Raw genomic sequence first — 13935 nt, 5'->3', positions numbered from 1 at the left:
GTTTCGGAACTTTGAAAACTTCAAAACTCGCATTTTCATTGCGATAAACATAAAACAAGAGAAGACAAAGCTTGTCCTCTCTCGATGTTAGATTGGTCAACCCACTACAGTTGACAATGAGGCGAAATTATTCAAGATTTGGCAACACCATGTGGCTTTTATTAAAAAATTTCTTTATAAAACTTATGAGGCTTACTGAGCTGGCTCTAGGTGCCAGATATCGCGGTTGTAGTCTGCAATGGTCCGGTCAGATGAGAAGAAGCCTGCTTTGGCAATATTGACAATCACCTTATCTAGCCAAGCATCACGGTCTTCGTAATCCTTGAACATCGTCTCTTTAGTGGTAATGTAAGCTTCTAAATCAAGCAAAGTCATGAACCAGTCTTTGTTAATCAACTCATTATGAAGGCGATAGAGTCGCTCTTCGTTCCCGTAATGAAGCACCTCTTCACTGATTATAAAGTCAATGAGTGGCTTAATAGCTGGACGCTCGTAAAAAGCACGTGCGCTGTAGTCGCCATTCGCATAATGATCAATAACTGTCTGACTATCTTCCCCGAAGATATAGATATTTTCATCTCCGACCAATTCATGGATTTCAACGTTAGCACCATCATCTGTTCCCAAAGTTAAGGCGCCATTAAGCATAAATTTCATATTACCAGTTCCAGAAGCTTCCTTAGATGCTAGAGAAATTTGCTCTGAAATATCGGCAGCCGGAATCAAGAAACTTGCTGCTGTGACATTGTAGTTTTCAACCATCACTAATTGCAAATGTGGTGCCACAGCCGGATCATTAGCAATCACTTGTGAAAGGGCCAAGATGAGATGGATAATATCTTGTGCAATGGTATAAGCTGGTGCAGCCTTACCACCAAAGAAGACCGTAATGGGTGTGGTTGGAATATTTCCGGACTTAATATCAAGGTATTTATGGATAACATAGAGAACATTCATCTGCTGGCGTTTGTACTCATGCATCCGTTTGATTTGGATGTCAAAGATTGCATCTGGGTTGATCGTAATACCTTGAGTTGCCTCTAAATGAGCCTGCAACTTGCGCTTGTTGTGACGCTTGATATCTTCCAATTTCGCCTTAACATCAGCATTCCCTTTGAATTCTATGAACCCTTCCAGCTCAGTTGCTTCATGATGGTAACCGTGCCCTAGCAATTCATCCAAATATTTGGCCAAACGTGGATTGGCATGCATGAGCCAACGACGGAAGGTGATCCCATTTGTTTTGTTGTTGAATTTCTCTGGATAGATATCATAGAAAGCTTTGAGCTCAGATGATTTCAGGATATCTGTATGAAGGGCAGCCACACCATTAACAGAGAAACCATAGTGCATATCCATATGCGCCATATGCACACGCTCATTCTCGTCAATAATAGCTAAGGCTGGATCAGGATACTGTTCCTTGACACGAGCGTCCAAAGCCTTAATAATTGGCACCAAATGAGGTACAACTTCTTCCAAGAAGTTAAGCGGCCATTTTTCCAAAGCTTCTGCCAAAATGGTATGGTTGGTATAAGCTGTCATGCTAGACACAATCTCAATAGCTTGATCAAAATTGATCCCACGCTCTGTCAAAAGGCGAATCAATTCTGGAATAACAAGAGATGGGTGAGTGTCGTTGATTTGCACAACAGCATAATCAGCCAAATCATGGAGATTAGATCCCTTGGCGATCGCTTCATCAATCAAGAGTTGTGCAGCATTAGAGACCATAAAGTACTGTTGGAAAATACGCAACAATTCTCCTTCGCGATTAGAATCATCGGGATAAAGGAAAAGCGTCAAGTTGCGGAAAATATCTTGCTTATCAAATTCGATCCCATCGTAAATGATGTTATCATCGACAGAGCCTAGATCAAAGAGACGTAAACGATTCTTGGTAGCGGTCTTGTAACCAGGAACATCAATATCATATAACTTAGACGTCAAGGTAAAGTTAGCAAAAGGCACTTCGTAAGAAATCTTAGAAGGTTTTAACCAAGATTCTGGAGTAATCCAAGCATTTGGCACAGCTTTTTGCTGGTTGTCCTCAAAGAGCTGTTGGAAGAGGCCAAAGTGGTAATTCAGGCCTACACCATCACCGTTCAACCCAAGTGTTGCGATTGAATCAAGGAAACAAGCCGCCAATCGACCCAAACCACCATTACCAAGCGATGGTTCCAATTCTACATCCTCGATTTTAATCAAGTCTTTACCAGCATCCGCCAGTTGTTGCTTGACATCTTCGTAGATTCCGAGGTTGATCATGTTATTAGACAAGAGCTTTCCAATCAAAAACTCTGCTGAAATATAATAAACCTTTTTCTTCTGCGTATTCGTTGTCAAAGAACCACTAAAACGTTGGGTCAGACTCAACAGTGCGTAATACAGTTCTTCATTTGTACAGTCTTCAATGCGTTTAGCATAAAGCTCTTGGACAAATTGTTGCAAGTTAAACATGTTTAAACTCCTATTTTTAATCTTATTATGTGTATAAATGCTTATTATTAAGTCAAGGGTCTCCTAAAAAGGTTGAACCCCCACTATTATAGCATGTTTTGCTAACTATCGCCACTTTATATACCAGTAAAAGAGGCTATGGACAAAAGATATTCCTCTTGTTTCATGCCGGTTTCATTAGTCGGTATTCAAAAAGCAATAATTCAACGCAAACGATTGCGTTGAAATCATTATACTACAAATCCGCCAAGATGACAAGACCTTGATTATTCCTTTTTTTACGGTATAATAAAGAGACTATTTGTTTATAAAGGAGAATACTATGGCTTTTAGACAATTAACAGCCTATTTAGAGGATTTACAAACAATCCAGATCAGCCTAGAAGAGCGCTTCTACGCTCAATCCTTACGCTTTTTTCTGTCTGAAAAAAATACAGCGGAATCTAACGAAATACCGCTCATCGCTAGTGAATATTACCAAGCCAATGGAAAACACATCTATAAACTTCATTTAATGCAAGCGATTGACTTAGATAAGCACTATGTTATCCATGATTCTGATCGCAATCACACCCCTCTTCAGTGGGGAGCTATCGTCAGAACCCCAGCATTTGACGAACACTTCTACTATAGTGGCAATGATCTGGGGCCTCGATACGACAAAACACAAACCACATTCAAAGTCTGGGCACCTATCTCTGAACAGGTCTTAGTCGTCATTGATCATCACTCACAAAGCATGAGGCGCTCTAATAGTGGTGTCTGGGAGGCAACTGTGGTTGGAGATTTAGATGGTCAAGCTTACTATTACCTGCATCTGGTAAACGGCCAATGGCAAGAGACACAAGATCCCTATGCCTTATCCTGCCTGTCCAATACTGGACGGAGTGTCGTGATCAATCCGGAGAAACTCAGAAAACCCACTACTTCTTTCCGAAACACTAGCCCCATTAACAACGCTATTATCTACGAAATGAGTGTCCGTGATTTTTCAGCTGATCCTAAGGTGCCGTTTCAATACCCGAAAAAATTTCTAGGATTAACCGAATCACCTGTCTATCAGGGGCAAAAGTTAGGTTTTGACTATATCCAAAATCTAGGAATAACCCATATCCAGCTGATGCCGATCTATGACTTTGGTAGCGTTGATGAAAACAAGGTGGATACGGTGTATAACTGGGGATATGACCCCATGCTCTACAATGTTCCAGACGGCAGTTTTGCGACAGATCCACACGATCCTTATGCGCGTATTGTTGAACTTCAAGATACGATTAACACCTATCATCAAGCAGGAATTGGGGTCATTATGGATGTGGTGTATAATCATGTCTATGATGTTGACCACTTTGTCTTTGAAAAGATTGTTCCGGGCTATTGTTCTCGCTTTGATTTAAACCAGAAGCGCCATAATGGAACAGGTTGTGGCAATGACATGGCTAGTGAACGTCTCATGATCCGCAAATTTATCATTGACTCCTTGCTTCTTTGGGTCAATTACTATGGTATCGACGGCTTCCGATTTGATTTGATGGGAATCCTTGACATTCAAACCATGTTGGAGGCTGAAGCTGCCCTACGTGAAATCTATCCAAACATCTACCTCTACGGAGAAGGTTGGCAAATGGGAACCGGCCTAGAGACAGGTCTCTTAGCCCATCAATTTAACAGTTACCAAATGCCTGGTATCGGTTTTTTCAACGACCGCTTCCGCGATGAATTCAAGAAAATGATTTGCCATCCACAATTACTTGTTACCAAACAAAAACAAGCTGTGGTGGAAGAATTGTTGACAGGGAGTTTTGGCGTGGTTGAAGCCAATGGCCGCTATAAATATCCTAGCCAAACCATCAACTACATTGAATGCCATGACAATGCCACTTTCTTTGATTACTTGTCCATTCATCACCCTGGTCTTAGTCAGTCCGAAAAAGAAGCCCGAGCTAGTCTTGCTTTGCAGATCGTCTTACTGTCACAAGGCGTTGCCTTTGTCCATTCTGGCCAAGAGGCTTTCCGAACCAAAGACCTTATCGATAATACCTACAACCAACCTGATACCATCAACCGCTTAGACTGGACTAGGATTGTTGAGAACCGTCAGCACGTTGAATTTATCAGCCAATTGATTCAGTTCCGCAAGGAACACCCTGTCCTTAGCCTTCTAACCGCTTCCGAAATGCAAGAGCAACTGGATTGCTATTGGTTGACTGACACTGTCCTCAAATATACCCTTGTGGCTCAAAAGGAAACTCTTCAAGTCATCCTTAACCTAGGTAGCAACGACTATTGTTTGGAAAACACCCACGGCTTAGCTCTCTACATCCAAGCCCCTGAAATCCATTTAACACCAGCTTTAGAAAGTTCACCTGCTACGATTAAGATACCCGCTATGTCCTTGGCTGTTTTGAAAGGCTTTAATAAATAGAGTAGTCCTTCATAACTGTTCGTAATCAATAAGCACTCAAATGGTTTAAAGGAGTCTGTTGTTTTTGCACTAGCTATTGATCAGTGCCAGTCAAAACTTCCGTTAAATTTAGCATACTAAAAAGCATTCTACCGTCTCTTGCCCCAAAGGGTCCTGTTTTCGGTAGAATGCTTTTTATGGCTTTGTCAATAGCTATCAACAAAGCCAAATTCAGACAGCGGCGAAATCCTAAAATAAATAACACCTTTAATTTGCTTTTTAGAAATAAGTCCAAAGGTTCGACTATCGGCCGTATTCGTACGGTCATCATTCAAAATCAAATAATCCCTGGAAGGAATAACGCCATCCACGGTCTGCGTTAAACTTTCAATACTAAAATCATCAGTAAAATACTCGCCTGGTAGACGTTTTTGATAAGCATTTTTCAAACGTTCAAGGTAGGGTTCGTCCTTGCTAACATTGTTTAAATATAGGACATCTGCCATATAAGTCACAGAATCTCCTGGCTTGGCGATCACACGGCCGACATAGTCCTTGCCATCTACTTCATAAAGAACCAAATCCTTGTAGGCTGGTTTAGCCGTTTTAAGCGCTAATACCTGATCGTTTTGGGCAATAAAGTCATTAGCATCTGAACGAGTCACCGTATAGGGTTCAAAAACATATAACCGGAGTCCAATCAATGCTCCTATGAACAATAAAATTAGGACTAGGTTGGTGATTAAATCTCTCTTTACCATTTCATCAACTCCTCCTCACCTATTGTACCATAATTTGGGACTCCTTTTTCAAAAAAAATCTGGAACCGATATATTTGTATAGACGAAAATTATCTGAATCATTCATTTGTTTGGTGATAAAGTCCTCTGATATCCGAAATATCCTGCACAAAAATAATTCCTTGACCAGGTTGGGCAATGCCTAATGCGGACTCAATTGCCTCGACAATAATTTCTGTTTTCTCAAGTTCTGTAATGATCCAGACCACTTCTTTTTCGGGTTCAACAGCCATTTGAAACAAGGTACTTGTTTCATGGATACCAGCTCCTCGACCATTGAGAATAGTGCCTCCTCTAGAGCCCTGTCTTTGGGCGACTTCTATTACCTCTTCCGCTCTACCGCGCTCAACAATGGTAGTGATTAATTGGTACATGGGGTTGTTCTCCTTTATTGGAATCTCTTTCGTATGCAAATAACGTCTGGAACCAACAATTGCCTGAAGCGGCACCGTCATCGCCAGACCATGGTGGGGTTTACCAAATTGAAACATCTTATCAAGATATTCTAGTAATTCCTCGGCTAACTGATGAGATGTCCCGATAACCACGATTTCTTTTTCTTCTTCATATAAGGATAAAAAATTTAGTAGGCCATGTTTGACAGTCCCTAAACCAGGAATAATTGTCCCACCAGGGATTCCCATTTTTTTTAAGTGAGCCATTACCTTGCTGCCTAAGCCATAATTGACAATGACATAAAGCAAGGTATACGAATGTGATTTACTTTGATCAACCTTCACCTAGTCTCTCCTTCTTTTGTGTTTTTAATTTAAAAATGCATCCCAAGATTTGTAGGGTTATAATGGGCATCATGGCAACCATAGCAATCATTCCAAACCCATCAACCAGCAAGTCTGCTCCTTCAAAGGTGAAGGCTGCCCCTTGGATAAAGGCTAAAATCAGGGTTGCTGTCATAGGCCCTGTAGCCACACCACCAGCATCAAAGGCAATCCCAATAAATAGTTTTGGCGTCATAAACATTAACAAGATACAAAGGAGGTACCCTGGAAACAGATAATGCCAGAGTTGAATTTCAGGAACTATGACACGAAGCACAGAAAGGGCAACTGCTCCTCCAACTCCAAGCGCCAGAGGGATTAGGACTGCCATCCGTTTAATATGACCACTGGTGACCTGTTCAATCTGATGGGTCAGCACATAAACTGCTGGTTCCGCCAAGATAGTTAATACACCAAAGATAAAACCAATCACAACAATAGGGAGTTTATGTTCCATGAGCACTAACGTTCTACCAACAATCATTCCAACATCCATAAAACCTGCATTGATCCCAACCATAAAGAGAAAGAGACCAAGAAAAGCAAATAAAAAGCCTGTCAATAGTTTACGTAATGTCCTAGGATTGAGGTTAAAAACCTTTCGCTGCAAAAGTAACAACAAAATGAATAACGGAGCAATAACGATAACTGTTTCTTTGGCATAGATAGGCATCAAGCGTGTAAAGACTGACCATACGGCCTGTCCTTCAACTGGTGCCAATTCTATGTCAGCATGAAACGTTTTGGTCTTTGACATGATATCCAGCAATAAGACGGTCAAGATAGGACCTGTTGACGCAATGGCGACCAAACCAAAACTATCCTTCTCCGATGCCTTACTATCCTTTTTCAATTTAGAAATCCCTGTTGAAAGGGCCAAGATGAAAGGAACAGCCATAATTCCCGTCGTAGATCCAGAAGCATCAAAGGCAATGGCTAAAAATTCTGGCGCTGAAAGACAAGACAGGACAAAGATAGATAGGTAGAGCATTAGTAGTAATTGATACAATGGCAGGTTAAAGAAAATTCTCAGAAACCCTAAACCTATAGTCACAGCCAAGCCCAGAGAAACGACTATTAGCATGACATTAGCTCCAATTGCCCCTCCTGTAACCAGACTCACTTGACTGGCTAAAACCATCAGACCGGGTTCTGCGATGGAAATCAAGAAACCGAGACAAGTACCTGACGCTAAAACAATCCAAAGACGATTGGACTTAGCTAGTGAAGTCCCTGTCAATCTTCCAAAGGGGGTAATTCCAATATCTACCCCGATCAAAAAGAAGGTTAGACCTAGTATTATCCAAAAATTGGCAATCACAAAACGCCAAATGACAGCATTTGGCAACGGCGTCAACGTAAAATGCAACACCAAAATCAGTAGACTAAGGGGGATAACCGATAAAATAACTTCTTTAAATTTTCTTCTCAGCAAAACAACCTCTCTTTCTAAAAGGAAATAATAAAATATTGTCTAGACCGTTCATTGACTTTATTAACTAGTATATCATATTTGGAAGCGTCTTTGAAGGCAGGATTCTAGGTTGATAGGACAAACGTCTGAAGAAAAACGTTTCAATAAATTTTTGAAAAGCAACAATTTATTCTGAAACGTTAGGGAGTCAAAAACACTCGTTAAAGAAACCAATTTTTAAGAGCTATTGCATAGAAAAGGAGACAAGTATTTTGACGTAAACTCTATCGAACACCTAAAAACGTCTAGTTTTGATATTTTCAAAACTTTTTCAACAAATCATTTCCTTCATGCGGTTGTCCTAGTAAGTTTATCCCATACAACATCTTGAGAACATCTTTAGAACACTTGACAGCTAGTAGATAAAAACACACGATTCACTGCCTTCCAATGTCAGGAAAGTAGCGCTATGACTGGTTTTCTTCAATCAAGAAAAAACACTAAATATAGTAACTTGAATTTTATTTAAATACTATATCTAGTGTTTTGCGTTTGACTTTTATTTTAGAAGTGATATACTAGATAGGTATCAAAAATTGTAATTGAGGAGTCCTTTATGGTAACTGTTTACTCTAAAAACAACTGCATGCAATGCAATATGACCAAAAAAGAATTAACTAAATTAGGTATTGAATTCAAAGAAATTAATCTTGATGAACAACCAGAATTTATTGCTCATGTTAAGGATCTAGGCTTTACAGCAGCACCTGTTATCCAGACTGAAACAGATATTTGGGCTGGTTTCCAACCCTCTAAACTCAAAGCCTTAGCCTAACCAAATAAATAGAAACAAAGGAAAATTATGAGCTTAAAAGATCTTGGAGATGTGTCCTACTTTCGTCTCAATAATGAAATCAACCGACCTGTTAATGGTCAAATCCCTCTCCACAAGGACAAGGAAGCCCTTGATGCCTTCTTTAGAGAGAACGTCATTCCAAACACTAAGGTTTTCACGAATATCAACGCTAAGATTGATTATTTAATCGCTGAAAACTACCTGGAGAAGGAATTTTTGTCGCTTTACCGGCCAGAATTTTTGACAGAATTAGCAACCTTCATCAAAGACCAGAACTTTCAATTCAAGTCTTTCATGGCGGCTTATAAATTCTATAACCAGTACGCCTTGAAAACCAATGACGGTCGCTACTATCTGGAATCGATTGAAGACCGGGTCATGTTCAATGCCCTTTACTTTGCGAATGGTGATGAAACCCTTGCTAAAAATATTGCCAATGAAATGATTCACTTGCGTTATCAGCCTGCTACGCCAAGCTTTTTAAATGCAGGTCGGGCTAGACGCGGAGAATTGGTCTCTTGTTTCCTTATTCAGGTGACAGACGACATGAACTCCATCGGACGGTCCATTAACTCAGCTCTGCAATTGTCCCGTATCGGTGGTGGGGTCGGTATCTCGCTTAATAACTTACGTGAGGCTGGTGCTCCCATTAAAGGTTACGAGGGAGCCGCTTCAGGGGTTGTTCCTGTCATGAAACTTTTTGAAGACAGCTTCTCCTACTCCAACCAACTCGGTCAACGTCAGGGGGCTGGTGTCGTTTACCTCAGTGTTTTTCACCCGGATATTATCGCCTTTCTATCCACGAAAAAAGAAAATGCTGATGAAAAAGTGCGCGTTAAAACGCTCTCACTTGGGGTGACTATTCCAGATAAATTCTATGAATTAGTCCGCAAAAACGAAGATATGTACCTCTTTAGTCCTTATTCGGTTGAATTAGAATACGGTGTGCCATTTAGCTATCTTGACATCACCGAAAAATACGACGAATTGGTCGCTAATCCTCGAATCCGCAAGACTAAAATTAAGGCGCGTGATTTAGAAACTGAAATTTCAAAATTACAACAAGAATCAGGTTATCCTTACGTCATCAATATCGATACAGCTAATAAGAGCAATCCGATTGATGGCAAAATCATCATGTCAAACCTTTGCTCTGAAATTTTGCAAGTTCAAGAGCCAAGTTTCATCAATGACAAGCAAGAATTCGTTAAGATGGGGACAGATATTTCTTGTAACTTAGGTTCAACCAACGTGGTCAACATGATGGAGTCCCCTGATTTTGGCTTGTCTATCCGTACCATGACACGTGCTTTAACCTTTGTGACTGACTCTTCTATGATTGATGCTGTACCAACCGTTCGAAATGGAAATGATCTCGCTCATACCTTCGGTCTAGGTGCTATGGGACTCCACTCCTATCTAGCTCAAAATCTTATGGAGTATGGTAGCTCTGACTCAATCGAATTTACCAGCATTTACTTTATGCTCATGAATTATTGGACCTTGGTTGAATCTAACAATATTGCCCGCGAACGTGGCGTGACTTTCCATAACTTTGACAAATCAGATTATGCGAATGGTAGCTACTTTGACAAATACATCACAGGAAAATACCAGCCTACTTCCGATAAGGTCAAAGAACTCTTTAAAGATATCTTCATTCCAAACGCTCAAGATTGGGAAGATCTCAAGACAAAAGTGATGGCTGATGGACTCTACCATCAAAATCGTCTGGCTGTCGCTCCAAATGGTTCTATCAGCTATATCAATGACGTATCAGCTTCAATCCATCCCATTACTCAGCGGATTGAAGAGCGCCAAGAAAAGAAAATCGGCAAAATCTATTATCCAGCCGCAGGTTTGTCAACTGAGACAATCCCTTACTATACTTCTGCCTACGATATGGACATGCGCAAAGTCATTGACGTTTATGCTGCAGCAACTGAGCATGTTGACCAAGGCCTTTCCCTGACCCTCTTTATTCGTAGCGATATTCCAGAAGGTATCTACGAATGGAAAAAAGAACGCAAGCAAACGACACGTGATCTTTCTATTCTTCGTAACTATGCTTTTAACAAAGGAATTAAGTCTATCTACTACGTCCGTACCTTTACAGATGACGGCGATGAGGTTGGCGCTAACCAATGTGAAAGTTGTGTTATCTAATGATCGATTAGAAAAAGAGGCTGGGGACTCAATCCTAACCTCTCAATTGATTTTGAATTATCGTGCAAGACACAGTGGTTGAGCCCTTGGACAGCCTAGAGTTAGGCTGTCCAAGATTTTCTCCTAGAATTTGAAAAGAGGCAATACTGGCTGTGCCAGTGTTAGACTTGCTTCTGCCTAATTCATTGGCAAAAAGGTCTGAGTACCTTTAGACGAATGATGAATCAAACTGAGTCTCGCTCTCTTTTCTCACCCTAGTGTGTACAAAATTTGGCTATAAGGACACAGTCGCTAAAAAAAGAAATTAAGTAGCTATTCCTAAACTGAGCCTGATAACTATTAAAGCTGTTAGTCCAAGTTTTTTCAGAAACATTAGGCTATAAGCCCAAAGCCAGATCGTCAGGCTGAAAAAAACTGTGCCCGCAATAGTAAATCCTAACCAAACGAGAATCTGGAAACTTCTCCTTAACCAACTCTCCTGTGACTTTTCCATCAGCGCATCTGCTCCAATAACCAAACCACTACAAAGCAACTCCAAAATCAGATCCATGATTTGCTGCCTGACCTATCATTTTATGATATAATAATACCATACTTCAACTAAAATAGGAGATCCTATGACAACTTATTATAAAGCCATTAACTGGAATGAGATCGAGGATGCCATCGATAAGTCAACTTGGGAAAAATTGACTGAACAATTTTGGCTAGATACACGCATTCCACTTTCAAATGACTTAGATGACTGGCGTAGCCTTTCTGAACAAGAAAAAGACCTTGTCGGAAAAGTCTTTGGTGGCCTCACTCTTTTAGATACTATGCAGTCTGAAACAGGTGTTCAAGCCATTCGCCAGGATGTGCGTACCCCCCATGAAGAAGCTGTTTTGAATAACATCCAGTTTATGGAGTCTGTTCATGCCAAGTCCTACTCGTCAATTTTTTCAACCCTTAACACCAAGACTGAAATCGAAGAAATTTTCGACTGGACTAACAATAATGAATTTTTGCAACGCAAAGCTGAAATCATTAACGAAATCTATTTGAATGGAACAGCTCTTGAAAAGAAAGTTGCCTCAGTTTATTTGGAGACCTTCCTCTTCTACTCTGGTTTCTTTACCCCGCTCTACTACTTGGGCAATAATAAGTTGGCCAACGTTGCAGAAATTATCAAACTAATCATTCGTGATGAATCTGTTCATGGAACTTACATTGGCTATAAGTTCCAATTAGCCTTTAACGAACTTCCAGAAACAGAGCAGGAAAGTTTGCGAGAATGGATGTATGACCTGCTCTATAAGCTCTATGAGAACGAAGAAGGCTATACCGAGTCTCTTTATGATGGTGTGGGATGGACTGAGGAAGTTAAGACCTTCCTTCGTTATAACGCCAATAAGGCCCTTATGAACCTGGGCCAAGACCCTCTCTTTCCAGATTCCGCTAATGATGTAAATCCAATTGTAATGAATGGTATTTCAACAGGTACCTCAAACCACGACTTCTTCAGCCAAGTCGGAAATGGTTACCTCCTAGGAACAGTTGAAGCCATGCAAGATGAGGATTACCTTTACGGTTTATAACCTAAAAAAGGCACTTTGTCACCCTCTGCAGTTGACAAAGTGCTTTTTTGATACAGCCAAAAAGCTTCATAATCTCTCTGGTGAATTTACCCACTACAGTCTTATAGAGCCCTTTTCGAAAACGCTTATAAAGATTCAAATAAAAAAGCCTGCTAAACAGGCTTTTCATGATTATTTCGCAATTGGGTAAACAGATACTTGTTTCTTGTCGCGACCTTTGCGTTCAAAGCGTACAACACCTTCAACTTTTGCAAAGAGGGTATCGTCACCACCACGACCTACGTTAAGTCCTGGATGGATTTTAGTACCACGTTGGCGATAAAGAATTGAACCACCAGATACTGTTTGACCGTCAGCAGCCTTAGCGCCAAGACGTTTTGCTTGTGAATCACGACCGTTTGATGTTGAACCGCCACCTTTTTTGTGGGCGAATAATTGCAAGTTAGCAAGATTTAATTGAATCATTAGTTTTTTCCTCCGTTGAGTGTTTCTGTGACCTGAGTTTGAACAAATTCAGATGAATTGTTACTCAGATTTAACATGCCTAGCAAGAATGATTCAAACAAGAGTTGAACCTTCTGACTAGCTTTTTCTTCCAGGTGACTTGGAAGTGTCACCTTAAGAAAACCGCCATCTAGCTCGTCTAGTTGGACGTCTACTTCTATCCTAGCAAGTTCTACCAAAGAATTGATAAAATTAATCGCCAGTGTCGAAACTGCTGCACACACAATATCGTAGCCATAAGGTCCACTCCCTGCATGACCGCTTACTTGAACGCTCTGCAATTGGCCACCGGCCTTACGAGTAAATTGGGCCAGAATCATGTGTCAAATCCCATTAAGCGTTGATAGCGTTGATGACAACTTTAGTGTATGGCTGACGGTGACCTTGTTTGCGATGGCTACCTTTTTTAGGTTTGTACTTGAAAGTCACAACTTTCTTTTGTTTACCTTGTTTTTCAACCGTACCAACTACTGTCGCACCTGAAACAAGTGGTGTCCCAACTACTGTTTTATCACCACCAACAAGAACCACTTCATCAAAAGTTACTTCTTGACCAGCTTCGAGGTCCAATTTTTCAACGTAGATTGCTTGACCAGCTTCAACTTTAACTTGTTTACCACCAGTTTTAATAATTGCGTATGTGCTCATGATGCACCTCCTATTTTATTTGTTTAGAGGAAATCCTCTTGTGAAGACTCGCCTAAATCGTGAGTTAAAGACTACTTAGAACGATTTTCGAGCGGTTGCACAGAAGTGCATAAAGTCAACTCTATTATTCTACTACTTTTCCTGGGAAATTGCAAGCCTTAACTACTTTATTTTCGCGATATACACGGTATTATAAGTTTCAGAAAGTTCTAAAATGAAGTTAGCCAGTTGAGAGTATGCAAAAACATCTCAGAGAGATATAATGTAGTTCACCACAAACACATTAAAAGGAACTCTGAGATGCAAAACCATTATACTACAAAAGGC

Annotated in this window: 12 protein-coding genes and 1 other annotated feature; of the genes, 4 read left to right on the top strand and 8 right to left on the bottom strand. The window is 40.5% G+C overall.

The genetic code is table 11. The features are described 5' to 3' along the window. Positions 1 to 192 precede the first annotated feature (192 nt). Positions 193 to 2460, bottom strand: coding sequence for a glycogen/starch/alpha-glucan phosphorylase (locus tag HF992_RS11300; RefSeq protein ID WP_168550113.1), 2268 nt, complete (start codon positions 2458 to 2460; stop codon positions 193 to 195). 322 nt (positions 2461 to 2782) lie between these two features. Between HF992_RS11300 and pulA the strand changes: the two genes are divergently transcribed. After that, a complete protein-coding gene (pulA, locus tag HF992_RS11295; protein ID WP_168550112.1) occupies positions 2783 to 4885 on the top strand; it encodes a type I pullulanase in 2103 nt (700 codons plus the stop codon). 185 nt (positions 4886 to 5070) lie between these two features. Here pulA and lepB read toward each other — a convergent pair whose 3' ends face one another. From lepB to HF992_RS11280, 3 genes are all read right to left on the bottom strand, one after another. Next, on the bottom strand, positions 5071 to 5625 hold the full coding sequence (lepB, locus tag HF992_RS11290; protein WP_168550111.1) for a signal peptidase I: 555 nt from the start codon (positions 5623 to 5625) through the stop codon (positions 5071 to 5073). 98 nt (positions 5626 to 5723) lie between these two features. Then, positions 5724 to 6404 (bottom strand): P-II family nitrogen regulator, encoded by a 681-nt coding sequence (locus tag HF992_RS11285; RefSeq protein ID WP_343032975.1) that lies wholly within the window; start codon positions 6402 to 6404, stop codon positions 5724 to 5726. Next, positions 6394 to 7878: a DUF1538 domain-containing protein gene (locus HF992_RS11280; RefSeq protein ID WP_210729473.1), complete on the bottom strand. Its 1485-nt coding sequence runs from the start codon at positions 7876 to 7878 to the stop codon at positions 6394 to 6396. Before HF992_RS11280 ends, HF992_RS11285 begins: the two co-directional genes overlap by 11 nt. A 595-nt stretch (positions 7879 to 8473) precedes the next feature. Between HF992_RS11280 and nrdH the strand changes: the two genes are divergently transcribed. Then, positions 8474 to 8692, top strand: a complete 219-nt coding sequence (gene nrdH, locus HF992_RS11275) for a glutaredoxin-like protein NrdH (protein WP_168550110.1) — start codon at positions 8474 to 8476, stop codon at positions 8690 to 8692. Between the two features lie 27 nt (positions 8693 to 8719). Continuing rightward, positions 8720 to 10879 (top strand): class 1b ribonucleoside-diphosphate reductase subunit alpha, encoded by a 2160-nt coding sequence (gene nrdE, locus HF992_RS11270; protein ID WP_168550109.1) that lies wholly within the window; start codon positions 8720 to 8722, stop codon positions 10877 to 10879. A gap of 304 nt (positions 10880 to 11183) precedes the next feature. On the opposite strand, the gene HF992_RS11265 is transcribed toward nrdE, so the two are convergent. Then, positions 11184 to 11429, bottom strand: a complete 246-nt coding sequence (locus HF992_RS11265) for a hypothetical protein (protein ID WP_168550108.1) — start codon at positions 11427 to 11429, stop codon at positions 11184 to 11186. A 67-nt stretch (positions 11430 to 11496) separates the two neighbouring features. Between HF992_RS11265 and nrdF the strand changes: the two genes are divergently transcribed. After that, positions 11497 to 12456, top strand: coding sequence for a class 1b ribonucleoside-diphosphate reductase subunit beta (gene nrdF / locus HF992_RS11260; RefSeq protein ID WP_168550107.1), 960 nt, complete (start codon positions 11497 to 11499; stop codon positions 12454 to 12456). A 171-nt stretch (positions 12457 to 12627) separates the two neighbouring features. Here nrdF and rpmA read toward each other — a convergent pair whose 3' ends face one another. The 3 genes from rpmA to rplU are packed head-to-tail and all read right to left on the bottom strand — an operon-like array spanning position 12628 to position 13608. After that, positions 12628 to 12921, bottom strand: a complete 294-nt coding sequence (rpmA, locus tag HF992_RS11255; RefSeq protein ID WP_168550106.1) for a 50S ribosomal protein L27 — start codon at positions 12919 to 12921, stop codon at positions 12628 to 12630. Then, positions 12921 to 13280, bottom strand: coding sequence for a ribosomal-processing cysteine protease Prp (locus HF992_RS11250; protein WP_168550105.1), 360 nt, complete (start codon positions 13278 to 13280; stop codon positions 12921 to 12923). Before HF992_RS11250 ends, rpmA begins: the two co-directional genes overlap by 1 nt. A gap of 13 nt (positions 13281 to 13293) precedes the next feature. Next, the gene (rplU, locus tag HF992_RS11245) at positions 13294 to 13608 is read right to left on the bottom strand and encodes a 50S ribosomal protein L21 (protein ID WP_168550104.1); all 315 of its coding nucleotides are present in this window, start codon (positions 13606 to 13608) and stop codon (positions 13294 to 13296) included. A gap of 34 nt (positions 13609 to 13642) precedes the next feature. After that, positions 13643 to 13715, bottom strand: a sequence feature (ribosomal protein L21 leader region). Positions 13716 to 13935 lie beyond the last annotated feature (220 nt).

Origin of the sequence: Streptococcus ovuberis (assembly GCF_012396585.1) — a bacterium.
GTDB classification, from domain to species: Bacteria; Bacillota; Bacilli; order Lactobacillales; family Streptococcaceae; genus Streptococcus; species Streptococcus ovuberis.
Note: the sequence above shows the minus strand (reverse complement) of the source record. Positions and strands in the feature narration are given on the sequence as shown.